Below are 23,224 nucleotides of genomic sequence, written 5' to 3' on the forward strand. Positions count from 1 at the left end.
CTCTCAGGACTATTCGTTCGTGATACCCAGTTCACGTTCACGTAAGACTGTCTTTGCACGAGCAATCGATTTTTTAACTTCACGAATGCGGGCTGGATTATCAAGCTGTCCAGTCGCAAGCTGAAAGCGAAGATTGAAAAGCTCTTCTTTCAGCGTCTTCGACTTCTGTTCGATTTCGGCAGTGGTTAGGTTGCGGATATCATTAGCTTTCATTTGCGTCACCACCCACTTCTTCACGTTTTACAAATTTCGTTCTGACCGGCAGTTTGTGAGCTGCAAGACGCAAGGCTTCACGCGCTACTTCTTCAGATACACCGGCGATTTCAAACAAGATTTTCCCAGGCTTTACGACAGCAACCCATCCTTCAGGTGCACCTTTACCGGAACCCATTCGTACCTCAAGAGGTTTGGACGTGTATGGCTTGTCAGGGAAGATCTTAATCCATACTTTACCGCCACGTTTCATATAACGGGTCATTGCAATACGCGCTGACTCGATCTGACGGTTTGTGATCCAGCTCGCTTCAAGCGACTGCAGACCGTATTCACCAAAAGCAATTTCTGCTCCGCCTTTTGCACGTCCGCGCATCTTACCGCGGTGCTCACGACGGAATTTTACTCGTTTAGGCATTAGCATGATTAGTTTCCTCCTTCCTCTTCATTCGTTCCTTTCGTAGGAAGGACTTCTCCTTTGTAGATCCACACTTTAATTCCGAGCTTACCGTACGTAGTGTCTGCTTCTGCAGTCCCGTAGTCGATGTCAGCACGAAGTGTGTGCAAAGGTACAGTGCCTTCACTGTAGGATTCAGAACGAGCAATGTCCGCTCCACCAAGACGTCCGGATACCTGTGTTCGGATACCCTTTGCGCCTGCACGCATTGTGCGCTGGATCGTTTGTTTCATTGCACGACGGAATGAAATACGGTTTTCCAGTTGACGGGCGATATTTTCTGCAACCAGTTTTGAATCAAGGTCTGGTCGTTTGATTTCATTGATGTTGATATGAACTCGTTTGCCACTCATGTCGTTCAATGCTTTTCTCAGCGTTTCTACTTCAGATCCACCCTTACCGATCACCATTCCTGGCTTCGCAGTGAAGATCGTGACGTTCACGCGGTTTGCAGCACGTTCGATTTCAATCGTGGAAACGGATGCTTCTTTTAAGCGGTTTTCCAAGTATTCACGAATTCGGATGTCTTCGTGAAGCAGGTCTGCATAATCTTTGCCAGCGTACCATTTTGACTCCCAGCCTTTGATGACGCCAACACGAAATCCATTAGGATTAATTTTCTGACCCACGCTTATCCCTCCTTCTTTTCTGTAAGAACGAGCGTAATATGGCTCGTACGCTTGTTAATTCTGCTCGCACGTCCCTGTGCACGTGGACGGAAACGCTTGAGTGTAACACCTTCATCTACAAATGCTGAACTGACAACGAGATTGTCAGGTTCCATTTCATAATTGTGCTCTGCGTTCGCAATCGCTGAGTTGAGAAGTTTCTCAACCACCGGAGAAGCTTTCTTCGGTGTGTGGTTCAGGATGGAAATTGCTTCACCAACCTCTTTACCACGGATCAGGTCCATGACCAGGCGAACTTTTCGAGGAGCAATACGCACTTGTTTTGCAACTGCTTTTGCTTCCATGAATAGTACCTCCCCTCTTTAATTAACGTTTAGTTTTTCTATCGTCGGATGCATGGCCTTTATACGTTCGTGTAGGCGCGAATTCTCCGAGCTTGTGTCCTACCATATCTTCAGATACGTAAACCGGTACATGCTTTCGTCCGTCATATACGGCGAATGTCTGTCCGATAAATTGCGGGAATATTGTTGAACGGCGTGACCAGGTCTTGATCACTTTCTTATCGTTGTTCTCAATGTGTGTTTCTACCTTTTTCATGAGATGCTCATCGACAAAAGGTCCTTTTTTCAAGCTACGACCCATCGTAGTACCTCCCTTCGCGATTGCGCTACGGCTCTTTTTTGGAGCCGCAGGTCAATCCCGTTATTTTTTACGTTTACGTACAATGTACTTGTTGGATTCTTTGTTCTTCGAACGTGTCTTGTAACCAAGGGTTGGTTTGCCCCAAGGTGACATTGGCGATTTACGTCCGATTGGTGCGCGTCCTTCACCACCACCGTGTGGGTGATCGTTCGGGTTCATAACAGAACCACGTACAGTTGGTCGCTTGTTCATCCAGCGTGAACGTCCAGCTTTACCGATTGTCACGAGTTCGTGTTCGATGTTGCCGACTTGACCGATTGTCGCACGGCAAGTAGCAAGAATCAGGCGGGTTTCACCGGAACGAAGTCGTACGAGTACGTAGTTTCCTTCTTTACCGAGTACCTGTGCATCTGCACCGGCAGATCGTACAAGCTGTCCACCTTTACCAGGTCGAAGCTCGATGTTGTGGATGATCGTACCTACCGGGATGTCCTTCAGTTGAAGGGCATTACCCATTTTGATGTCCGCATCTTTACCGGACATGACTTGTTGACCGACTTTCAAGTTCTTAGGAGCGAGGATGTAGCGCTTCTCACCATCTGCATAGTTGATGAGTGCGATATTCGCAGAACGGTTTGGATCGTATTCGATCGTGGCAACGCGGCCTGGAATTCCATCTTTGTCGCGCTTAAAGTCAATCACACGATATTGACGCTTATGTCCACCACCCTGGTGACGAACAGTCAGCTTACCCTGATTATTACGACCTCCGCGCTTGTAGAGTGGAGCCAATAGTGACTTCTCCGGCTTGTCTGTCGTGATTTCCTGGAAATCAAGACCAGACATGCCGCGGCGGCCGTTTGTGGTCGGTTTATACTTTTTAATAGCCATCAGTTTTCCCTCCTTCTCTGATTATTGGTTTACGCGCCTTCAAAGAACTCAAGTTCTTTGCTGTCAGCGGATAATTCAACAATGGCTTTCTTACGCTTGCGAGTATAGCCTGAATGACGGCCAAATCGCTTGAATTTACCTTTATAGTTCATCGTATTGACACTTACGACGGTCACACCGAAGATTTCCTGTACAGCGTTTCTGATCTGTACTTTGTTTGCTCGTGGATCCACTTCGAACGTGTACTTTTTGTCTTCCATGAGATCCGCAGTTCGTTCGGTGATTATCGGGCGCTTAATGATGTCACGTGCTGTTGCCATTATGCAAGCACCTCCTCTACCTGTTTAACAGCATCTTGTGTCATGATCAGGTTCTCAGCGTTGACGAGGTCCAGAACATTAACACCTTCAGCAGTTACGAATTTCACGTTAGGCAGATTGCGGGCTGACAAAGCGACGTTATCTTCATAGCTTGCCGTTACAACCAGTACCTTTTTTTCTGCTGATAATGCTTCAAGTACTTTCTTCATTTCTTTTGTCTTTGGAGCGTCGAAGCTCAGTCCTTCCAACACGCGGATCGCGTCTTCCTGTACTTTGGAAGAAAGAGCGGATCTCAGTGCCAGACGGCGCTGTTTTTTAGGCATCTTGTACGCATAGCTTCTCGGTGTCGGACCGAAAACCACGCCACCGCCTACCCAAATCGGGGAACGGTTTGTACCGTGACGGGCACGGCCTGTCCCTTTTTGGCGCCAAGGTTTCGCTCCACCACCGCGAACGTCGGAACGTCCTTTGACGGCGTGCGTACCTTGTCTCATTGATGCACGCTGCATGATCACAGCTTCATATAATACACTATCATTTGGTTCAATTCCGAAAACGGCATCGTTCAGTTCGATGTCGCCTGCTTGTGAGCCAGCTTGGTTATATAAACTTACTTTAGGCATCTGGGCTCCTCCTTTCTTGTTAAATTATTTATGCTTTTACTGCTGAAGTAATGGTTACGAATCCTTTTCTTGGTCCAGGGACATTCCCTTTAACAAGAATCACATTCCGTTCAACATCGACTTTTACAACTTCAAGGTTTTGAATCGTAACTGTTTCGCCACCCATTTGTCCTGGAAGTAATTTACCTGGACGAACGTGGTTCGGGTCAATCGGACCCATGGAACCTGGACGACGGTGATAACGGGAACCGTGGGTCATTGGTCCAGTTGCTTGGTTGTGGCGCTTAATGGCACCCTGGAACCCTTTCCCTTTTGATGTTCCGGTTACGTCAATAACGTCTCCCTGTGCAAAAATGTCAACCTTGATCTCCTGACCAATTTCATAATCCGCATCGTTCAAATCGCGGATTTCCTTAACGAAGCGCTTAGGAGCTGTCTTCGCCTTTTCTGCATGACCTTTCTCCGGGCTTTTCTGACGATTTGCTTTCTTGTCGTCAAAACCGAGCTGGACCGCTTCATAGCCTTCACCTTCAACGGTCTTCTTCTGAAGAACAACGTTTGGTGTTGCCTGGATCACAGTAACCGGAACAGATTCGCCGTTGTCGGAGAAAATCTGTGTCATACCTAACTTCTTTCCTAAGATTCCTTTGGTCATGAGTTACACCTCCTGTTAATAAAATTTTATTTTATCATGACTTGGCTTACAGTTTAATTTCAATGTCTACGCCGGATGGCAGATCGAGTCGCATCAGCGCGTCGACAGTTTGTGGTGTCGGCTCGATGATATCAATCAGACGTTTGTGCGTGCGCATTTCGAACTGCTCACGTGCATCTTTGTACTTGTGTACCGCACGAAGAACGGTGTATACCGTTTTTTCTGTTGGAAGCGGGATCGGACCAGCTACACCGGCACCTGAACGCTTAGCCGTTTCAACAATCTTCTCTGCAGACTGATCAAGCACTCTGTGCTCATACGCCTTTAATCGAATTCGAATCTTTTGCTTTGCCATTTGATGACCTCCTTTTTTCGCCCATTTTATGGAAATAGACTTGCTCCCCGGAAATTTCCTCCACACACACTCCATGGCAAAGGAGCCTGGTGTGTCAGCAACCTTCCAGATCACTGCCTGTCAGTGACAACAGTAGACATATTACACGAATCACTGTGAAACAGCAATCCTTTTTTGTCTACCAGCCATACTTGATTTATTATACAGACTGTCACTATTGATTTCAAGCCTTTTTTAAAAAAGATTTCAGGCTACATGATTATTTTCTGAAGTGCAGTTTGACGATCACCGGTGCGATGATAAATGCGGGCATCAGCGTCTCCGGTATGCGTTTGTGGTTAAGGTCAACAAGGTCTCCGTTTATACCTGAGAAGAGTTCCAGGGCCTCTACCGGGATGCCTTGATATTTCATGTCAATGAGTGTGTTGTCGGATTCATCCTTTATGTTGAACTGTTGGCCACTGATGCCCCCGTCGTTTTCACCGATCAGATTGCCTGAAGCATCATAGATCAATGCATACGTCTTAAAAGGGTTGAAGACATTCATCTGATAGGTTGCAAGTTGTGTTCCTTCTATAGAATAGAGTCTGTATATCTCGTGGATGCCTGCCTCTTTCTCCAAACGGTAAATCGCCCCCTTGTCATTATGAACTTCAAGGGTTTTCGGGAAGAACATCCGGATCCCGATAAGTTCCAGAAAGTAAGCAGCATATCGTCGCCAGCCTCTGGCAAGATCTCTGACTTCCGCGATCCGTTTTCCGTCCAGTGCAAACACCTGATACTCTCTTAACAGATGAATGACCGGTGCAATCACGACGCGATTGACCACATGCAGATCATGCTCGTCTGCAATGAGTTCCGGAGTGGCATAAGTCTGCCCGGCGCGGTGGCGTTTGACGAAACCCGCGATCAAAAAACCGAGGGTCATGACCGACAGTAGCAGGAATCCTTGCATGGCATCGATTGTGAATCCCTCATCTGAAACCATATACAATAGAAGAAACAGTACAAAAGAGACACCGGAGATGATTGACAGCAAAAAGAAAGCCCGACCTGTTCGCCTGTAGTAGTGGTTGATTCCCATAGGGTCCTCCGCTTGTTTGTCTTCGTCATTCAGTGTAACACGGCTGGAGGGAGGTGCAAAAACACTGATGGTTGCGAGCATCATCCTAAGCTCCCTTTTTCAATCTCAGCCATTCAGGGCACCTACCGGCTGGATCGGTGATTCAATCAGACGCTCGTTGCGTGTAAAGAATGCTTGGGTCATCACCACGTCAATGGCAAAGCCTACGTTGGACTGATACTTCATTCCTTTCGCAAACTTAAGCTGTCCGATGAAAGACAAAAAAGCCGGACAGGTGAGCCTGTCCGGCTTTTGAATGATCAATGATTCGGGTTATTACTCAGTGATTGACGCAACAACGCCGGCACCGACAGTACGTCCACCCTCACGGATAGAGAACTTCGTACCTTCTTCGATCGCGATTGGCGCGATGAGTTCAACAGTCATTTCAACGTTGTCCCCTGGCATAACCATTTCAACTCCGCTTGGAAGGTGAATGATTCCAGTTACGTCCGTTGTACGGAAGTAGAACTGTGGACGGTAGTTTGTGAAGAATGGTGTGTGACGCCCACCTTCATCTTTTGACAATACATAAACTTCAGCCTGGAACTTCGTGTGCGGTGTGATTGTACCTGGCTTAGCAAGTACCTGACCACGGTTGATATCGTCGCGGCTTACACCACGAAGAAGGGCACCGATGTTGTCGCCGGCTTCAGCATAGTCAAGAAGCTTACGGAACATTTCAACACCTGTTACAGTTGTCTTCTTTGTTTCGTCTTCAAGACCGATGATGTCTACTTCGTCACCTACGTTCAACTGTCCACGCTCAACACGGCCAGTTGCCACTGTACCACGGCCTGTGATTGAGAATACGTCCTCAACAGGCATCATGAATGGCTTGTCCTTGTCGCGCTCTGGTGTTGGAATGTAAGTGTCTACAGCTTCCATCAATTCAAAGATTTTTTGGCTGTACTCTTCGTCGCCTTCAAGTGCTTTAAGAGCAGAACCAGCGATAACCGGAATGTCGTCACCAGGGAAGTCATACTCAGAAAGAAGGTCACGAACTTCCATTTCAACAAGCTCAAGAAGCTCTTCGTCGTCAACCATGTCGACTTTGTTCAGGAATACCACGATGTATGGAACACCAACCTGACGTGAAAGCAGAATGTGCTCACGAGTCTGTGGCATTGGGCCATCCGCTGCGGATACAACAAGGATTGCTCCGTCCATCTGAGCAGCACCGGTGATCATGTTTTTAACATAGTCAGCGTGTCCTGGGCAGTCAACGTGTGCATAGTGACGAGTGTCAGTTTCATACTCGACGTGTGCAGTAGAGATTGTGATTCCACGCTCACGCTCTTCCGGCGCGCCGTCAATCTGGTCATACGCCATAGCTGTACCTTTACCTGATTTCTTGTGAAGTACTGAAGAGATCGCTGCAGTCAAGGTAGTTTTACCGTGGTCAACGTGTCCGATAGTACCGATGTTAGCATGCGTTTTGGAACGATCAAATTTTGCTTTTCCCATGATCGAAATCCTCCTTATTTTCATAAATTATTTTTAATTATACAGGAATGATGAAAGACGTTCGTCAAATCACCGTTCCTAGCTTACAACAGAATTCAAGCTGAGGCAAGCGCGCTATTATGCTCCGCCGCCCTGCTTTTTAACGATTTCTTCGCTGATACTCTTAGGCACTTCTTCATAGTGGTCGAAGTGCATCGTGTAGTTGCCGCGACCTTGTGTGTTTGAACGCAGGGACGTGGCATAACCGAACATTTCTGAAAGTGGCACCATCGCCTTGACGATTTGTGCATTACCACGAGCTTCCATACCTTCAACACGTCCGCGGCGTGACGTTACGTCACCCATGATGTCACCCATATACTCTTCAGGAATGACAACTTCAACACGCATAATTGGCTCGAGAAGAACTGGTTTACACTTACTCTTCGCTTCTTTAAGCGCCATCGAAGCTGCAACCTTAAAGGCCATTTCATTGGAGTCAACATCGTGATAAGAGCCGTCAAACAGGCGGGCCTTCACGTCAACCAGCGGGTAACCTGCGACAAGACCATTGTCGAGTGCATCTTTGACGCCTGCTTCTACTGAACCGATGTATTCACGTGGCACAACACCGCCGACGACGTTATCGATAAATTCAAAGCCGCCGCCTTCGTCATTTGGCGAAAATTCGATCCATACGTGACCGTACTGACCGCGTCCACCGGATTGACGAACAAATTTACCTTCACATTTCGCTGCTTCACGAATGGTTTCACGGTAAGAAACCTGAGGTGCACCAACATTCGCATCCACTTTGAATTCACGTCGCATACGGTCAACGATGATATCAAGGTGAAGTTCACCCATACCTGCGATGATCGTCTGGCCTGTTTCATCATCTGTGTGCGTTTTGAATGTCGGGTCTTCCTCTGCGAGTTTGGCAAGTGCCATACCCATTTTGTCCTGGTCTGCTTTTGATTTAGGCTCAACAGACAGGGAGATAACCGGATCAGGGAAGTCCATAGACTCAAGAATCACGTTTTCTTTTTCTGCACAAAGCGTGTCACCTGTTCCTGTATCTTTCAAACCAACACCCGCTGCGATGTCTCCGGAGAAACATGTCGGGATTTCTTCTCGGTGGTTCGCGTGCATCTGAAGAATACGTCCCATACGCTCACGCTTGCCTTTTGTTGAGTTCTTGACATAAGAACCAGCGTTTACGTGTCCGGAATAGACCCGGAAAAACGTCAGTTTACCAACGAACGGATCCGTCGCCACTTTAAATGCAAGTGCAGAGAACGGCTCGTTGTCACCTGGTTTACGGACAACTTCTTCTTCTGTATCCTGATCGATACCCCGAATGGCCGCAACATCTGTTGGTGCCGGAAGGTAGTCGATGACTGCGTCCAAGAGGAGCTGTACACCTTTGTTTTTAAAGGCAGATCCGCAAAGGACCGGATAGAAATCAACGCTGACCGTTGCCAAACGAATGGCATTCTTCAGCTCAGGAATCGTGATTTCTTCTCCTTCAAGATACTTCATCATGAATTCTTCATCGTAATCGGAAACTTTTTCGATCAGCTTATCACGATACTCTTCGGCTTGAGCTTTGTACTCTTCCGGGATTTCACGTGCTTCACTGCGCGTTCCGAGATCATCAAGGTAGTAAAACGCCTGCATGGTAACCAGGTCGATAATGCCTTCAAAGTCGTCTTCCGCACCGATCGGCAGCTGAATTGCAGCTGCATTGGCGCCGAGACGGTCTCTCAGGGTACCAAGTGAATAGATGAAGTCTGCACCGAGTTTGTCCATCTTATTGACAAAAACAATACGCGGTACACCGTAAGTCGTCGCTTGACGCCAAACGGTTTCTGTTTGCGGCTCAACACCTGATTGGGCATCGAGTACAGCAACAGCACCATCAAGTACACGAAGGGATCGTTCAACTTCTACTGTGAAGTCTACGTGTCCTGGTGTGTCGATGATGTTAATCCGGTGATTATTCCACTGGGCTGTGGTTGCAGCAGATGTGATCGTGATTCCACGCTCTTGCTCCTGCGCCATCCAGTCCATTTGAGAACCACCATCGTGCGTTTCACCAATTTTATGAATACGGCCTGAATAGAAAAGAATACGCTCGGTAGCTGTTGTTTTACCAGCATCAATGTGAGCCATGATCCCGATATTACGAGTCTTCTCTAAGGAGAACTCTCTTGCCATGATTCAATTTCTCCTTCCTGTTTCTCAAATTTATCACAGAGTGGAGGCGACAGGTTCAGCCTGTAACCCCTAATCCAGTCGGACACTCTGTGAAAATGAATTCTACCAGCGATAGTGAGCGAATGCTTTGTTCGCTTCCGCCATTTTGTGTGTATCTTCACGCTTCTTGACAGCACCACCAGTGTTATTGGCTGCATCAAGAATTTCGTTTGCCAAACGCTCTTCCATGGATTTTTCACCGCGGCGGCGCGCATAGCTTACGAGCCAGCGAAGTCCGAGAGTCGTACGACGATCCGGCTTTACTTCGATCGGTACCTGGTAGTTTGCACCACCTACACGGCGTGCTTTTACTTCAAGTACTGGCATGATGTTTTTCAGTGCCTGTTCGAAAACTTCCTGGGGTTCATTCCCACTGCGTTCGCGAACAAGGTCAAATGCATTATAAAGAATCGTTTGGGCTTTTCCTCGTTTTCCGTGAACCATAATGCGGTTGATCAGCCGGGTAACCAGCTTCGAGTTGTAAATTGGGTCAGCGAGCACGTCTCTGCGTGCTACAGGTCCTTTACGTGGCATCGGAGTCCCTCCTTTCAGATAGTCATTCAATCAATATGAATGGTCTTACTTATTTTTTCTTCTTAGGACGCTTTGTTCCGTATTTTGAACGGCTTTGCATGCGGCCTTCCACACCAGCTGTATCGAGTGTTCCTCGTACAATGTGATAACGTACCCCTGGCAAGTCTTTTACTCGACCACCTCGGATCAGCACAACACTGTGTTCCTGAAGGTTGTGACCGATACCCGGGATATATGCCGTTACTTCGATCTGGTTTGTCAAACGAACACGGGCATACTTACGAAGAGCCGAGTTCGGCTTCTTCGGTGTCATGGTACCGACACGCGTACAAACACCGCGCTTATGAGGAGAATCCTCATCTGTCTGGTGCTTTTTGAAGCTGTTATACCCTTTGTTCAAAGCCGGGGAGTCTGCTGATTTCACTTTTGACTTACGTCCTTTTCGAACGAGTTGATTGATTGTAGGCATGTTACATCTTCCTCCTTTCTTTGGGAATTACAAGTCCACTGGTCCAGGTGGTTCATAATACGGTAAAAGAGAAGTCTTTACCGGTGCATTCTCACACCGGTAAAAACTTTTTTACTTTTTAATGGCTACAATGGCTGCACCAACGTCAATGCCACAGGCTTTCCCGAGTGTCTTCATGGAATCAACCCAGAATATGCCCACGCCCGAATGACCGGCGATTTCAAGCGCCTTATCGAGTACATGGCGATCAGCGTCTTCTGCAACAATGAGCTCTTTAACCTGTTCGTGCTCCAGTGCTTTAATTGTTTGTTTCGTGCCTATGACTTTATTCGCTGCCTGGGCTACTTTTTCATAAGACATCGTTATCCTCCAAAGCATCAGGTATTTGGCACACTATGATATAGTACCACCATGATTTTGGGCTGTCAATAACTATTTCAATTAATCTGCAACGGTTGGTTGTTGAATGATGTCACTGTTGTCTTCTGTGCTGACAGGTTTCAGTTGGCGATATTGTTGCATGCCTGTACCTGCTGGAACCAGCTTACCGATAATGACGTTCTCCTTGAGTCCGACGAGCTGATCGCGCTTGCCTTTGATCGCGGCATCGGTCAGGACACGAGTTGTCTCCTGGAAGGACGCTGCGGACAGGAAGGAGTCAGTTTCAAGCGATGCTTTGGTAATCCCGAGAAGGACCGGTCGTCCTGTGGCAGGGCGTCCGCCTTTTAAGAGAATCTCTCTGTTGGCATCGCTGTATTGATGGATTTCCACCAGGGAACCTGGGAGGATATCCGTATCACCGGCATCGATGACGCGGACTTTACGCATCATCTGACGAACCATGACTTCTACGTGCTTATCTCCGATTTCAACACCTTGCATACGGTATACTTTCTGCACTTCCCGCAGGAGGTATTCTTGAACGCCCTGGACACCGGAAACCTGGAGCAGTTCCTTCGGATCGATGGAACCTTCCGTCATTTCCTGACCGGAGCGGACTTCATCTCCTTCTTTGACTTTCAGGCGTGCGCCGTACATTGTGTTGTAGTTCCGTGTTTCCACAGGACCTTGTACAATGATTTCTTTTTTATCATTTTGATCTTTGATTTCAATGACCGTTCCATCGATTTCGGAAATGAGTGCCTGCCCTTTCGGATTACGGGCTTCAAACACTTCCTGAATACGTGGAAGACCCTGCGTGATATCGTCACCGGCAACCCCGCCTGTGTGGAACGTACGCATTGTAAGCTGTGTACCCGGCTCACCGATGGACTGGGCTGCGATAATGCCTACTGCTTCGCCCACTTCCACTTTTGTGCCTGTTGCCAGGTTACGTCCGTAACATTTCTTGCAGGCACCGTGTTGTGTATCACATGTGAACACGGAGCGGATCGTTACTTTTTCAATACCGGCGTCTTCGATGATTTTGGCCATATCTTCGTTAATGTCCTGGTTCCGGTCGACAAGAAGCTCTCCGGTTTCCGGGTGGAAGATACGCTGGAAGGAAACCCGGCCAACGAGGCGGTCATAGAGACTCTCGATCACTTCATTTCCTTCTTTGATAGCCTTCACATCGAGTCCACGGTCAGTTCCGCAGTCGTCAGCGCGGATGATTACATCTTGCGCCACATCCACCAGACGACGCGTCAGGTAACCTGAGTCAGCCGTCTTCAAGGCTGTATCCGCAAGACCTTTACGTGCACCGTGCGTGGAGATGAAGTATTCAAGTACCGTCAGACCTTCACGGAAACTGGACTTGATCGGCAGCTCGATGATTCGTCCGGATGGATTTGCCATCAGACCACGCATACCCGCGAGCTGCGTGAAGTTCGACGCGTTACCACGTGCGCCGGAATCACTCATCATAAAGATCGGGTTCGTTTTGACAAGCGTACCCAAAAGCTTCGTCTGAATCATATCTTTGGCATTACTCCAGATTTCAATGACTTTGTCATAACGCTCTTCTTCCGTGATGAGACCGCGACGGAACTGCTTTGTTACACGAGAGACTTTCTCTTCCGCGTCGTCAAGGATATCCTGCTTATCCTTCAACACAACGATGTCGGATACACCGATGGTGATACCGGCTTTCGTTGAATAATAGAAACCGAGCTCTTTCATTTTATCGAGCATGACGGACGTTTCAGAGATCTTGAATTTCTTAAAGACTTCGGCAATGATGTCACCCAGGAAGCCTTTTTTGAACGGTTCAACGAGATCCCGGTTCTTAAACTCTTTCTTTATATCTGTACCATAAGGTACGAAATACTTCTTCGGCGTCACTTCTTCAAGGTTTACAGCCGTCGGCTCATTAATATAAGGGAATGAGTGCGGCAGAATTTCATTGAAAATGACCTTTCCGACTGATGTGAGGAGGTAATGTTGTTTGACCTCATCAGGGAAATTCGTTTTGTTGATGGCTTCCACAGGCAGGGCAATGCGGGTGTGCAGATGCACATAACCTTGCTGGTAGGCGGCGAGCACTTCATCCGGTGTGGTGAAGGTACTCCCTTCGCCCATGGCATCTTCACGCTCAAGCGTGAGGTAATAGTTACCGAGTACCATGTCCTGGGAAGGTGTAACGACCGGCTTGCCGTCCTTCGGATTCAAAATGTTCTGTGCCGCGAGCATCAATAGCCGTGACTCGGCTTGCGCTTCGGCAGAAAGCGGTACGTGTACCGCCATCTGGTCACCGTCAAAGTCCGCATTGTACGCTGTACAAACCAGCGGATGCAGCTTGATGGCACGGCCTTCGACCAGGATCGGTTCGAACGCCTGGATACCAAGGCGGTGAAGCGTTGGTGCACGGTTTAAGAGCACCGGGTGTTCCCGGATGACTTCTTCAAGGACATCCCATACTTCCGGCTGCACGCGCTCAACTTTACGTTTTGCACTCTTGATGTTATGAGAGAGGCCTTTACTGACCAGTTCTTTCATAACGAATGGTTTGAACAGTTCAAGCGCCATTTCCTTCGGCAGTCCGCACTGGTACATCTGCAGGTTCGGGCCGACGACAATAACCGAACGGCCTGAATAGTCCACACGTTTACCGAGCAGGTTCTGACGGAATCGTCCCTGCTTCCCTTTCAGCATGTGTGAGAGGGATTTTAACGGACGGTTACCTGGTCCGGTAACCGGTCGTCCGCGACGGCCGTTATCGATCATTGCATCGACCGCTTCCTGGAGCATCCGCTTTTCGTTTTGCACGATAATGCTTGGTGCACCAAGATCCAAAAGACGCTTCAGACGGTTGTTACGGTTGATCACCCGGCGGTACAGATCGTTCAGGTCAGAAGTGGCAAAACGGCCACCATCAAGCTGAACCATCGGACGAATTTCCGGTGGGATCACCGGGAGAACGTCGAGAACCATCCAGGATGGATCATTTTCTGAATGACGGAATGCTTCAATGACTTCCAGACGCTTGATCGCACGGGTTCTTCGTTGACCCTGTGCGGTTTCAAGTTCTTCTTTCAGCATGTTTGCTTCTTTATCCAGGTCAATGTCTTCCAGTAACTTCCGGATCGCTTCTGCACCCATCGTTGCTTTGAAAGAGCGGCCATACTTATCGTAGTACGCCCGGTATTCTTTCTCGGACAGCAGCTGCTTCAGCTCCAGAGGTGTATCACCTGGATCGGTGACCACATAGGAGGCGAAGTAAATGACTTCTTCAAGCGAACGTGGAGACATATCCAGTACGAGGCCCATGCGGCTCGGGATCCCTTTGAAGTACCAGATATGGGATACCGGTGCTGCGAGTTCAATGTGACCCATGCGTTCACGTCGGACTTTGGAGCGCGTGACTTCAACACCACAACGATCACAGACTACGCCTTTATATCGGACGCGCTTGTATTTTCCGCAGTGGCATTCCCAGTCCTTGGTAGGACCGAAAATGCGCTCGCAGAACAAACCGTCTTTTTCCGGCTTTAACGTTCGATAGTTAATCGTTTCAGGCTTCTTCACCTCTCCTCTTGACCAGGAGCGGATCTTATCAGATGAAGCGAGACCGATTTTCATATATTCAAAATTATTCACATCAATCAAGGGGCCAACCTCCCTTTCAGCATTCAAGTTCTCCCGTTACGCGTTCGACTCGCCGGATTCCAAGTTGAGGTTCAGCTTTTCACCGGTATTTTCTTCTTCATCTTCATGCTCGAGCATGTCGATTTCTTCGTCATTGCTTGACAGCATTTTCACATCCATACCCAGACTCTGAAGTTCCTTGATCAATACTTTAAAGGATTCCGGAACCCCTGGTTCAGGGACGTTTTCACCTTTGACGATTGCTTCATAGGTCTTCACACGTCCGATGGTGTCATCGGATTTGACGGTGAGGATTTCCTGAAGGGTATATGCTGCCCCGTATGCTTCAAGGGCCCATACTTCCATCTCACCAAATCGCTGTCCGCCAAACTGTGCCTTACCGCCAAGCGGCTGCTGGGTAACGAGGGAATAAGGTCCCGTGGAACGGGCGTGCAGCTTGTCATCGACCATGTGCGCCAGTTTAATCATATACATGACACCGACGGAAACCCGGCTGTCAAACGGTTCACCGGTCCGGCCGTCATAGAGAACGGTCTTTCCGTCACGGGCCATCCCGGATTCTTCGATGGTTTCCCAAACGTCTTCTTCTCGGGCACCGTCAAATACCGGTGTTGCAATGTGGATGCCGAGCTGCCTTGCAGCCATGCCCATATGGAGCTCAAGGACCTGACCGATATTCATTCGCGATGGTACCCCAAGCGGGTTCAACATGATGTCGATCGGCGTACCGTCCGGAAGATATGGCATATCTTCTTCCGGCAGGATACGGGAAATAACACCTTTGTTCCCGTGTCGTCCGGCCATTTTGTCACCTTCGTTAATCTTACGCTTCTGAACGATATACGCCCGCACGAGCTGATTCACACCAGGTGGCAATTCATCACCGTCTTCACGGTTAAAGACTTTCACGTCAAGGACAATCCCGTCGCCGCCATGTGGTGCACGAAGAGACGTGTCTCTTACTTCACGGGCTTTTTCTCCGAAGATGGCGTGAAGAAGACGTTCTTCCGCTGTCAGTTCGGTCACACCTTTAGGCGTCACTTTACCAACGAGAATGTCGCCGTCTTTCACTTCTGCACCGACACGGATAATTCCGCGCTCGTCGAGATTACGCAGCGCATCTTCACCCACGTTTGGAATGTCCCGGGTGATTTCTTCCGGTCCGAGTTTCGTGTCCCGGGATTCGGATTCATATTCCTCGATATGAATGGACGTGTAGACGTCATCCTTAACGAGTCGTTCGCTCAGAATAATGGCATCCTCATAGTTGTACCCGTCCCATGTCATAAAACCGACAAGGACATTTTGACCGAGTGCCATTTCTCCTTTTTCCATGGATGAACCATCCGCCAGGATCTCACCCTCATCTACAATCATGCCTTCACTGACGATCGGGCGCTGGTTGTAGCACGTTCCCTGGTTGGAACGCTCAAATTTCATGAAATTATAACGCTTCAGGTTGCCTTCGGTTTCTTTGCCATCCACTTCGGCAAGATCACGGACATCCACGAATTTCGCGGTGACTTTTTCAACCCGGCCGCGGTTTTTCGCAACAACGGATGCCCCGGAGTCTTTAGCGGATACATATTCCATGCCGGTTCCCACTAACGGAGAATGCGGTTCAAGAAGCGGAACGGCCTGACGCTGCATGTTCGCACCCATCAGGGCACGGTTGGAGTCGTCGTTTTCAAGGAACGGAATACAAGCTGTTGCCGCAGAGACAACCTGCTTTGGCGATACGTCCATGTAGTCTACCCGGTCCCGAGGAACAATGATGTTCTCCCCGCGGAATCGGCAGATGATGTTCTCATCTGAGAACTGGCCTTCTTCGTTCAACTTGGCATTCGCCTGGGCAACGATGTAGTTATCTTCCTCATCTGCAGTCAGATAATCCACTTTTTCAGAAACGATGCCCGTTTCATGATTGACCTTACGGTAAGGCGTTTCAATGAAACCGAAACGGTTCACTTTTGCATAGGAGGACAGCGAGTTAATCAACCCGATGTTCGGTCCTTCCGGTGTTTCAATCGGACACATACGGCCGTAGTGCGAGTAGTGTACGTCACGTACTTCAAAACCGGCACGTTCACGTGTTAAACCACCGGGTCCAAGTGCAGACAGACGGCGTTTATGCGTCAGCTCAGCCAGCGGATTTGTCTGATCCATAAACTGGGAAAGCTGAGAACTTCCGAAGAATTCTTTGATGGAGGCAATCACAGGCCTGATATTGATCAGGGCCTGCGGTGTGATCACATTGGTGTCCTGAATGGACATGCGTTCACGAACGACACGTTCCATCCGGGATAAACCGATGCGGAACTGGTTCTGCAGGAGTTCACCCACAGAGCGAAGGCGCCGGTTACCGAGGTGGTCAATGTCATCGGTGTTTCCTACACCGTGCAACAGGTTAAAGAAGTAGCTGACAGAAGAAATAATGTCTGCCGGTGTAATGTTCTTAACAGTATCAGGGACATTCCCGTTGGCAATGACCTTGATTTTCTCGCCTTCTTCAGCTGTTGGATCCTGTGAATAGATGAGTACGGACTGAATGTCGACTTCCTCATCATTGATCACGCCGCCCTGCAGATTAATGCGGTCAAAACCGACATTGTTCTCTAGGTATGGCATCAGCTTGTCGAGCACACGTCGGTCAATCACGGTGCCTTCTTCAGCAAGAATTTCTCCTGTATCCGGATCGATCAATGTTTCTGCAAGCTTCTGGTTAAAGAGGCGGTTCTTAATATGAAGTTTTTTGTTCATTTTGTAGCGTCCGACACTGGCCAGATCGTACCTTTTCGGGTCAAAGAACCGGGAATCGAGGAGACTCTTGGCACTCTCTACGGTTGGCGGTTCCCCTGGACGAAGCCGCTCATAAATTTCAAGGAGCGCTTTCTCGGAAGAATCTGTATTGTCCTTATCCAGTGTGTTGCGTAGGTATTCATCTTCACCAAGAAGATCGATGATTTCCTGATCAGTACCAAATCCAAGCGCTCTGAGCAAAACGGTTGCCGGGATCTTACGGGTCCGGTCAATGCGGCAATAGACAACGTCTTTTGCGTCAGTTTCAAGCTCGAGCCATGCACCACGGTTCGGTATCACCGTTGCGGTATGACCTTTCTTACCATTCTTGTCGACCTTTTTGTTGAAGTAAACACTTGGAGAACGAACAAGCTGGGAAACAATGACACGTTCGGCACCATTAATCACAAAGGTACCTGTATCCGTCATGAGTGGAAAATCACCCATAAAGACTTCCTGTTCCTTCACTTCTCCTGTTTCCTGATTAATCAATCGGACTTTGACGCGCAGCGGCGCTGAGTATGTTACATCCCGCTCCTTAGATTCATCAACCGGATATTTTGGCTCTCCCAATGAGTAATCAATAAACTCGAGAACCAGGTTTCCGGTGAAATCCGAAATTGGTGAAATATCCTGAAACATTTCACGAACTCCTTCATCCAGGAACCATTGATATGAAGCTGTCTGGATCTCGATTAAATTCGGAAGATCCATCACTTCACTGATTCGGGCATAACTTCTTCTCTGGCGGTGGCGTCCATACTGAACTAGTTGACCTGTCAACTCATTCACCCCTCAAACCTAACGTATTTATCATCAAAAGGATGCAGATCTTTCCTGTTGCATCCTTTGACAGACTGGTGTTGCATTACAACGGAACGACGAGTATCGTCAATTGCCGGTTAAACTTTTCGTATGAAAATAAAGGAGTTTCTAATTCTTTTATCGAAATAAAGAAGACAGCAGAAGAGAAAGAGGCCATCGCGGGGAAAAAAGAAAAGCAGAAAAAAAGGGTATAGTACAGTCTCGTCCCATTCTGGTGCCTGAGTTGATTTGCTTACTGAATTTACCCCTGAACTTCCTATCTATTCTCTTCTCCCGGTACCAGCTTTTTCACTGGATTCGGCGTTCCTGCTGAATAATAGAGCATAAAAGCCCTATTTTCTTTTATCTTCATACGCATTAAATAACAATAACATAATGCCTGGTCTCAGTCAATCTTTTTTCCCGCAAAGACAAAGTAGCCTTTTTGTTTTGCGACCGTTCGAACGTGAAGCCCGAGTTCCTCGAGCTTTTTTTTCGTTGAGGACGCACCCTGTTTCTTTTGAATGACGACCCACAGTTCCCCTTCGGCTTGAAGCGATCGAACAGCTTCTTCGTAAATTCGGAACACGACATCCTTACCGGCCCGGATCGGCGGATTCGTCAACACTGCTGCGTAGTTTGAATCAGACAGCCCATCTGTCGCATCTTTCAGCGCAATGGTCTGATTGGTGATCGAGTTTTTCCCGGCATTCACTTTTGCCAGAGAGACAGACCGTTCGTTCACGTCGATCATGCCGATCTGACGTTCGGGATATGCCGCCGCCACTGCAAGTCCAATCGGTCCCCATCCGCAACCGATATCAAGAATATCCCCCGCTGCTTGTGGTTCCTCAAAGTGCTCGATTAAAAGTTTCGATCCGAAGTCCACCGCGTGTCCGGAAAAAACACCCCGGTCTACAATGAACGTGAAGTCTCTTCCCTTCAAGGTTTCAGAAATCATTTTCTGTTTACTTTCTGATCCCGGTTTTCCGGAATAATAATGATCACTCACCGATGTCACTCCCTTTCTTTCGTTTATGTAAAGAAAACCTGGCATGTCGTCAAGCCAATGGCGAAAGCCTCAGCGGCGCGTATATTTCAGTTCTTCAGCACAACTGGAGTTTCCCAAGAAGTATAAAAGAAAAACCCGCTTCAATGAGCGGGTTTTTGTCCTATAGCCAGTACTTACTTCACTTCGATAGAAGCGCCTGCTTCTTCAAGCTTGCCTTTGATTTCTTCAGCTTCGTCTTTGTCAATGCCTTCTTTGATTGGTGCCGGAGCGCCATCAACGAGTGCTTTCGCATCTTTAAGACCAAGACCAGTGATTTCACGAACGACTTTGATAACGCCGATCTTGGAAGATCCGGCACTCTCAAGTACTACGTCGAATTCAGTCTGCTCTTCAGCTTCTTCCACTGGTGCGCCTGCAGCTGCAACTGGTGCTGCAGCAGTTACGCCAAATTCTTCTTCGATTGCTTTTACAAGGTCGTTCAATTCAAGTACGGACATTTCTTTGATCGCATCGATCATGTCTTGATGAGTCATGTTAAATTCCTCCTAATAATAGTTAAAATAGATTTTACAGCCTTATGCGGCTGACTGTCGATTCAGGCTGCGTTTACGCTTCCTGTTCTTCTTTTTGTTCTGCAACGGCCTTCGTTGCCAACGCAAAGTTGCGGATTGGCGCCTGGAGAACGTTGAGGAACATGGAGATGAGACCATCGCGGGATGGCAGGGTAGCCAGCGCCCGAATTTCTTCAAGACCTGTGACTTTACCTTCAACAACACCAGCTTTTAATTCCAGTGCGCTATGATCCTTCGCAAATCCGTGAAGGATTTTAGCAGGAGCAACCACATCTTCATTACTGAAAGCGATCGCTGTAGGACCAGTCAAATGCTCATCGAGTTCACTGAGGTTTGTTGCTTCAGTGGCACGACGAACCATTGAGTTTTTGTACACTTTGAAATCAACACCGGCTTCACGAAGCTGTTTACGGAGTTCCGTAATTTCACTGACGTTCAGGCCACGGTAGTCAACGACGATCGTGGACTGGCTGTCTTCAAACTTTGTTTTGATTTCATCAACAACCTGTTCCTTCTTTTTGATTACTGCGCTCATTCTTACACCTCCTGTAAATCGCTGATTAAAACTGACCGAAGAGCGTTTCATTTCTCAAATAGCCCGATGTTCTGATCAATTGCTTCTGGCGGACGGGTGCCAAGGGGCCTGTCCTCAACAAACTTCCGCTATGCGAAAGTGGATTTTCGGACTGCGCTTAATCCCTCTGGCGTCGCGGCCTGCAGCTGTTGATCAGGTTCACAACATCAAATCTGAGCTTCTAAAAATAAAAAGCCTCCATGTGCCAGAGCAGACATGGAGGCAGAATCGTCTTCATTTAAGAAAATCGAATTCAACGACCTCGGCAGGGAATTAAGCCTGTTGGGCACCTGCTGTCTACGGTTCAGCACTATTTAAATTCACGATTATGAGTATAACCGCTGATTAAACGTAAGTCAACTTATAATTTAAATGATGAAACGTCCACCTTGAGGCCAGGGCTCATTGTGGATGTAATGGATACGTTGCGAAGATACGTCCCTTTTGAAGCTGCAGGCTTGATTTTCATCAGCTGTTCAGCCATTGCAGTAAAGTTTTCTTCGAGCTTTTTAGCTTCGAAAGATGCTTTCCCGATTGGAACGTGAATGTTCCCGGACTTGTCCACACGGTACTCAACCTTACCTGCTTTGATTTCTTCAACAGCTTTTGTTACATCAAATGTAACAGTACCTGTTTTCGGGTTCGGCATAAGGCCTTTTGGTCCAAGTGTACGACCCAACTTACCAACCTGTGCCATCATATCCGGTGTTGCAACAACGACGTCGAATTCGAGCCAGCCTTGAGCGACTTTATTGATGAGGTCTTCTTCACCAACGAAGTCAGCGCCTGCTGCTTCTGCTTCTTTCGCCTTATCACCTTTTGCAAATACAAGAACGGTCTGTGTTTTACCCGTTCCGTGTGGAAGCACCATCGCTCCACGGATCTGCTGGTCTGCTTTCTTCGGGTCAACGCCGAGACGTGCAGCCATTTCGATGCTTTCATCGAATTTTGCAGTTGCGTTCTTTTGAACGAGTTCTACTGCTTCAGAAATGTTGTATAACTTTTCGCGATCAATCGCTTTTAGAGCGTCTTGATATTTCTTACCTCTTTTAGCCAATTTAAGTTCCTCCTTCTGTGGTTTTAGCGGTTATACCTCCCACTAATAAAGGTTGCGAACCTGATGAACAGGCCGGAGCATTTGTCCATTCGCAACCTCCATACCCTTTTGTCGGTATTAGTCTTCGACGACGATACCCATGCTGCGGGCAGTACCTTCAACCATACGCATAGCTGCTTCAACATCAGCTGCGTTTAAGTCAGGCATCTTTGTTTCAGCGATTTCTTTTACTTTATCACGCTTGACTGTAGCCACTTTGTTCTTGTTCGGCTCACCTGATCCAGATTCGATTCCTGCTTCTTTTTTAAGCAAGACCGCTGCTGGCGGCGTTTTTGTGATAAAAGTGAATGAACGATCTTCAAATACTGTGATTTCCACAGGAATGATCAGACCCGCTTCTTCTTGTGTACGAGCATTAAATTCCTTACAGAATCCCATGATATTAACACCAGCTTGACCGAGTGCCGGTCCGACCGGTGGTGCCGGATTCGCTTTACCAGCAGGAATTTGAAGTTTCACTACTTTAATGACCTTTTTAGCCACGCGACACACCTCCTTAAGTCCGTGATGTGGTAACCGAGCATAATGCTCTCCCACTCAATTAAACACCTGCAAACATGCAGGAAAAAACGTGAACGGAAACGCTCACGTTCATTAACAACATTCAAATTCTATCACTTCACACCAGAATGCGCAAGAGCTTTTTTCACTTCAGGGAAGGAAAAAAACGGTGATCCTGTATTCAAAGTAATCAGAGTTTCTCCACCTGGTGGAATTCGAGTTCTACCGGGGTTTCCCGGCCGAACATGTTCACATGAACTTTCAGCTTGCGTTTTTCTGCAGAAATGTCTTCGATGGACCCGATGAAGTTGGCAAATGGTCCTTCTTTGACCTTCACGGATTCCTTCAGATCAAAATAGACTTCCTCTTTCGGTGTCTCCACACCCATCTGACGAAGGATTTTATCCGTTTCCTCCGGCAGAAGCGGCGTCGGCTTTGAACCTGCTCCTGTACTGCCGACAAACCCGGTGACTCCAGGCGTATTTCGCACGACATACCAGGAATCGTCTGTCATGACCATTTCCACAATCACATAGCCCGGGAAGACTTTCTTCGTGACGGTTTTACTCTTGCCGTTCTTCACTTCGTTTTCTTCTTCCACGGGAACGAGGATGCGGAAAATTTTATCCGTCATTTCCATCGATTCCACACGTTTTTCCAAGTTCGTCTTCACTTTATTCTCGTAGCCGGAATAAGTGTGGACGACATACCAGTTCTTCTCCATCTCCATGTGTTCAGGACGTTTCGTCCTTCCCTCCTCTGACTGAATTCAATTTAATCAATAGTTGTGCTCTGCCTCTGTCAGTTCGTGATTAATTCCAATAAACTCGAAATACCAAGGTCAGAGATGGCAAAGAAAATCGCCATGAAAATGACTGTTGTACTTACAATAACAGTGTATCGGAAAAGCTCTGGGCGCGTCGGCCAGGTCACACGCTTCATTTCAGTGGATACGTCTTTCAAAAAATGAATCGGATTCTTGGATTTCTTCGGTTCTTGTTCTGCCATGAGGGAATTCACCTCCACATTATTTTGTTTCCTGGTGGGCTGTATGCCCTTTGCACGTCTTACAGTATTTTTTTATCGTCAACCGCTCACTTCCGGTATTATCCGTCTTCATTGTCGTATAGTTACGGGCGTGACAGTCTTTACATGAAAGTACAACTTTCTTCGACATGA

The 23,224-nt window shown here is 47.8% G+C and carries 27 protein-coding genes and 1 other annotated feature; all 27 genes read right to left on the reverse strand.

Annotated features, from left to right (window positions below):
- Positions 1–9 precede the first annotated feature (9 nt).
- Positions 10–213: a 50S ribosomal protein L29 gene (rpmC, locus tag BBEV_RS16265; RefSeq protein ID WP_069366422.1), complete on the reverse strand. Its 204-nt coding sequence runs from the start codon at positions 211–213 to the stop codon at positions 10–12.
- Positions 203–637, reverse strand: coding sequence for a 50S ribosomal protein L16 (rplP, locus tag BBEV_RS16270; RefSeq protein WP_069366423.1), 435 nt, complete (start codon positions 635–637; stop codon positions 203–205). The genes rpmC and rplP overlap by 11 nt, the downstream gene beginning before the upstream one ends.
- Before the next feature lie 2 nt (positions 638–639).
- A complete protein-coding gene (rpsC, locus tag BBEV_RS16275) occupies positions 640–1,299 on the reverse strand; it encodes a 30S ribosomal protein S3 (RefSeq protein ID WP_069366424.1) in 660 nt (219 codons plus the stop codon).
- A gap of 2 nt (positions 1,300–1,301) precedes the next feature.
- Positions 1,302–1,643: a 50S ribosomal protein L22 gene (gene rplV / locus BBEV_RS16280; RefSeq protein ID WP_069366425.1), complete on the reverse strand. Its 342-nt coding sequence runs from the start codon at positions 1,641–1,643 to the stop codon at positions 1,302–1,304.
- 22 nt (positions 1,644–1,665) lie between these two features.
- The gene (gene rpsS, locus BBEV_RS16285; RefSeq protein WP_069366426.1) at positions 1,666–1,944 is read right to left on the reverse strand and encodes a 30S ribosomal protein S19; all 279 of its coding nucleotides are present in this window, start codon (positions 1,942–1,944) and stop codon (positions 1,666–1,668) included.
- A gap of 60 nt (positions 1,945–2,004) precedes the next feature.
- Entirely contained in the window at positions 2,005–2,835 is an 831-nt protein-coding gene (rplB, locus tag BBEV_RS16290; protein WP_069366427.1) for a 50S ribosomal protein L2, read from the reverse strand.
- A gap of 29 nt (positions 2,836–2,864) precedes the next feature.
- On the reverse strand, positions 2,865–3,155 hold the full coding sequence (gene rplW, locus BBEV_RS16295; RefSeq protein ID WP_069366428.1) for a 50S ribosomal protein L23: 291 nt from the start codon (positions 3,153–3,155) through the stop codon (positions 2,865–2,867).
- Positions 3,155–3,778, reverse strand: coding sequence for a 50S ribosomal protein L4 (gene rplD, locus BBEV_RS16300; RefSeq protein WP_069366429.1), 624 nt, complete (start codon positions 3,776–3,778; stop codon positions 3,155–3,157). The genes rplW and rplD overlap by 1 nt, the downstream gene beginning before the upstream one ends.
- 28 nt (positions 3,779–3,806) lie before the next feature.
- On the reverse strand, positions 3,807–4,433 hold the full coding sequence (gene rplC / locus BBEV_RS16305) for a 50S ribosomal protein L3 (protein ID WP_069366430.1): 627 nt from the start codon (positions 4,431–4,433) through the stop codon (positions 3,807–3,809).
- A gap of 46 nt (positions 4,434–4,479) precedes the next feature.
- Complete coding sequence (rpsJ, locus tag BBEV_RS16310; RefSeq protein ID WP_069366431.1) at positions 4,480–4,788, reverse strand: 30S ribosomal protein S10; 309 nt, start codon at positions 4,786–4,788, stop codon at positions 4,480–4,482.
- A gap of 259 nt (positions 4,789–5,047) precedes the next feature.
- Positions 5,048–5,953: a hypothetical protein gene (locus tag BBEV_RS16315; RefSeq protein WP_069366432.1), complete on the reverse strand. Its 906-nt coding sequence runs from the start codon at positions 5,951–5,953 to the stop codon at positions 5,048–5,050.
- Between the two features lie 24 nt (positions 5,954–5,977).
- Entirely contained in the window at positions 5,978–6,175 is a 198-nt protein-coding gene (locus BBEV_RS16320; protein WP_069366433.1) for a hypothetical protein, read from the reverse strand.
- A 12-nt stretch (positions 6,176–6,187) separates the two neighbouring features.
- Positions 6,188–7,378 carry an elongation factor Tu gene (gene tuf, locus BBEV_RS16325; RefSeq protein WP_069366434.1) on the reverse strand — a complete coding sequence of 397 codons (1,191 nt, stop codon included), beginning with the start codon at positions 7,376–7,378 and terminating at the stop codon, positions 6,188–6,190.
- A 117-nt stretch (positions 7,379–7,495) separates the two neighbouring features.
- Positions 7,496–9,577 carry an elongation factor G gene (fusA, locus tag BBEV_RS16330; RefSeq protein WP_069366435.1) on the reverse strand — a complete coding sequence of 694 codons (2,082 nt, stop codon included), beginning with the start codon at positions 9,575–9,577 and terminating at the stop codon, positions 7,496–7,498.
- A gap of 102 nt (positions 9,578–9,679) precedes the next feature.
- Positions 9,680–10,150: a 30S ribosomal protein S7 gene (rpsG, locus tag BBEV_RS16335; RefSeq protein ID WP_069366436.1), complete on the reverse strand. Its 471-nt coding sequence runs from the start codon at positions 10,148–10,150 to the stop codon at positions 9,680–9,682.
- A 49-nt stretch (positions 10,151–10,199) separates the two neighbouring features.
- Positions 10,200–10,619, reverse strand: a complete 420-nt coding sequence (rpsL, locus tag BBEV_RS16340) for a 30S ribosomal protein S12 (RefSeq protein ID WP_069366437.1) — start codon at positions 10,617–10,619, stop codon at positions 10,200–10,202.
- 111 nt (positions 10,620–10,730) lie between these two features.
- Positions 10,731–10,979 carry a 50S ribosomal protein L7ae-like protein gene (locus BBEV_RS16345; RefSeq protein WP_069366438.1) on the reverse strand — a complete coding sequence of 83 codons (249 nt, stop codon included), beginning with the start codon at positions 10,977–10,979 and terminating at the stop codon, positions 10,731–10,733.
- Positions 10,980–11,060: 81 nt separating this feature from the next.
- On the reverse strand, positions 11,061–14,666 hold the full coding sequence (gene rpoC, locus BBEV_RS16350; protein ID WP_069366439.1) for a DNA-directed RNA polymerase subunit beta': 3,606 nt from the start codon (positions 14,664–14,666) through the stop codon (positions 11,061–11,063).
- Between the two features lie 36 nt (positions 14,667–14,702).
- Positions 14,703–18,248, reverse strand: coding sequence for a DNA-directed RNA polymerase subunit beta (gene rpoB, locus BBEV_RS16355; protein ID WP_069366440.1), 3,546 nt, complete (start codon positions 18,246–18,248; stop codon positions 14,703–14,705).
- Positions 18,249–18,675: 427 nt separating this feature from the next.
- Positions 18,676–19,281: a class I SAM-dependent methyltransferase gene (locus tag BBEV_RS16365; RefSeq protein ID WP_069366442.1), complete on the reverse strand. Its 606-nt coding sequence runs from the start codon at positions 19,279–19,281 to the stop codon at positions 18,676–18,678.
- Positions 19,282–19,454: 173 nt separating this feature from the next.
- Positions 19,455–19,814 carry a 50S ribosomal protein L7/L12 gene (rplL, locus tag BBEV_RS16370; protein ID WP_069366443.1) on the reverse strand — a complete coding sequence of 120 codons (360 nt, stop codon included), beginning with the start codon at positions 19,812–19,814 and terminating at the stop codon, positions 19,455–19,457.
- Positions 19,815–19,887: 73 nt separating this feature from the next.
- Positions 19,888–20,388, reverse strand: coding sequence for a 50S ribosomal protein L10 (gene rplJ / locus BBEV_RS16375; RefSeq protein WP_069366444.1), 501 nt, complete (start codon positions 20,386–20,388; stop codon positions 19,888–19,890).
- Positions 20,389–20,606: 218 nt separating this feature from the next.
- Positions 20,607–20,748: a sequence feature (ribosomal protein L10 leader region), on the reverse strand.
- A gap of 40 nt (positions 20,749–20,788) precedes the next feature.
- Entirely contained in the window at positions 20,789–21,484 is a 696-nt protein-coding gene (gene rplA / locus BBEV_RS16380; protein ID WP_069366445.1) for a 50S ribosomal protein L1, read from the reverse strand.
- A gap of 117 nt (positions 21,485–21,601) precedes the next feature.
- Positions 21,602–22,027 (reverse strand): 50S ribosomal protein L11, encoded by a 426-nt coding sequence (rplK, locus tag BBEV_RS16385; protein WP_069366446.1) that lies wholly within the window; start codon positions 22,025–22,027, stop codon positions 21,602–21,604.
- Positions 22,028–22,235: 208 nt separating this feature from the next.
- On the reverse strand, positions 22,236–22,769 hold the full coding sequence (gene nusG / locus BBEV_RS16390; RefSeq protein ID WP_069366800.1) for a transcription termination/antitermination protein NusG: 534 nt from the start codon (positions 22,767–22,769) through the stop codon (positions 22,236–22,238).
- 77 nt (positions 22,770–22,846) lie between these two features.
- A complete protein-coding gene (secE, locus tag BBEV_RS16395) occupies positions 22,847–23,053 on the reverse strand; it encodes a preprotein translocase subunit SecE (protein ID WP_069366447.1) in 207 nt (68 codons plus the stop codon).
- A gap of 19 nt (positions 23,054–23,072) precedes the next feature.
- On the reverse strand, positions 23,073–23,222 hold the full coding sequence (gene rpmG, locus BBEV_RS17265; protein ID WP_084007449.1) for a 50S ribosomal protein L33: 150 nt from the start codon (positions 23,220–23,222) through the stop codon (positions 23,073–23,075).
- Between the last annotated feature and the right edge of the window lie 2 nt (positions 23,223–23,224).

Origin of the sequence: Salisediminibacterium beveridgei, from assembly GCF_001721685.1 — a bacterium.
Classification (GTDB): Bacteria; Bacillota; Bacilli; order Bacillales; family Salisediminibacteriaceae; genus Salisediminibacterium; species Salisediminibacterium beveridgei.

Bases quoted from the DNA above. Each gene is read 5' to 3' on its own strand.
- rplW (WP_069366428.1), bottom strand. From the start codon at position 3,155: ATGGCAACAGCACGTGACATCATTAAGCGCCCGATAATCACCGAACGA.
- rplC (WP_069366430.1), bottom strand. From the start codon at position 4,433: ATGACCAAAGGAATCTTAGGAAAGAAGTTAGGTATGACACAGATTTTC.
- fusA (WP_069366435.1), bottom strand. From the start codon at position 9,577: ATGGCAAGAGAGTTCTCCTTAGAGAAGACTCGTAATATCGGGATCATG.
- rpmC (WP_069366422.1), bottom strand. From the start codon at position 213: ATGAAAGCTAATGATATCCGCAACCTAACCACTGCCGAAATCGAACAG.
- rplB (WP_069366427.1), bottom strand. From the start codon at position 2,835: ATGGCTATTAAAAAGTATAAACCGACCACAAACGGCCGCCGCGGCATG.
- rpsJ (WP_069366431.1), bottom strand. From the start codon at position 4,788: ATGGCAAAGCAAAAGATTCGAATTCGATTAAAGGCGTATGAGCACAGA.
- BBEV_RS16315 (WP_069366432.1), bottom strand. From the start codon at position 5,953: ATGCTCGCAACCATCAGTGTTTTTGCACCTCCCTCCAGCCGTGTTACA.
- rpsG (WP_069366436.1), bottom strand. From the start codon at position 10,150: ATGCCACGTAAAGGACCTGTAGCACGCAGAGACGTGCTCGCTGACCCA.
- rplL (WP_069366443.1), bottom strand. From the start codon at position 19,814: ATGACTCATCAAGACATGATCGATGCGATCAAAGAAATGTCCGTACTT.
- BBEV_RS16345 (WP_069366438.1), bottom strand. From the start codon at position 10,979: ATGTCTTATGAAAAAGTAGCCCAGGCAGCGAATAAAGTCATAGGCACG.
- tuf (WP_069366434.1), bottom strand. From the start codon at position 7,378: ATGGGAAAAGCAAAATTTGATCGTTCCAAAACGCATGCTAACATCGGT.
- rpsS (WP_069366426.1), bottom strand. From the start codon at position 1,944: ATGGGTCGTAGCTTGAAAAAAGGACCTTTTGTCGATGAGCATCTCATG.
- rplD (WP_069366429.1), bottom strand. From the start codon at position 3,778: ATGCCTAAAGTAAGTTTATATAACCAAGCTGGCTCACAAGCAGGCGAC.
- rpmG (WP_084007449.1), bottom strand. From the start codon at position 23,222: ATGTCGAAGAAAGTTGTACTTTCATGTAAAGACTGTCACGCCCGTAAC.
- rplP (WP_069366423.1), bottom strand. From the start codon at position 637: ATGCTAATGCCTAAACGAGTAAAATTCCGTCGTGAGCACCGCGGTAAG.
- rplV (WP_069366425.1), bottom strand. From the start codon at position 1,643: ATGGAAGCAAAAGCAGTTGCAAAACAAGTGCGTATTGCTCCTCGAAAA.
- rplJ (WP_069366444.1), bottom strand. From the start codon at position 20,388: ATGAGCGCAGTAATCAAAAAGAAGGAACAGGTTGTTGATGAAATCAAA.
- secE (WP_069366447.1), bottom strand. From the start codon at position 23,053: ATGGCAGAACAAGAACCGAAGAAATCCAAGAATCCGATTCATTTTTTG.
- rpsL (WP_069366437.1), bottom strand. From the start codon at position 10,619: ATGCCTACAATCAATCAACTCGTTCGAAAAGGACGTAAGTCAAAAGTG.
- nusG (WP_069366800.1), bottom strand. From the start codon at position 22,769: ATGGAGAAGAACTGGTATGTCGTCCACACTTATTCCGGCTACGAGAAT.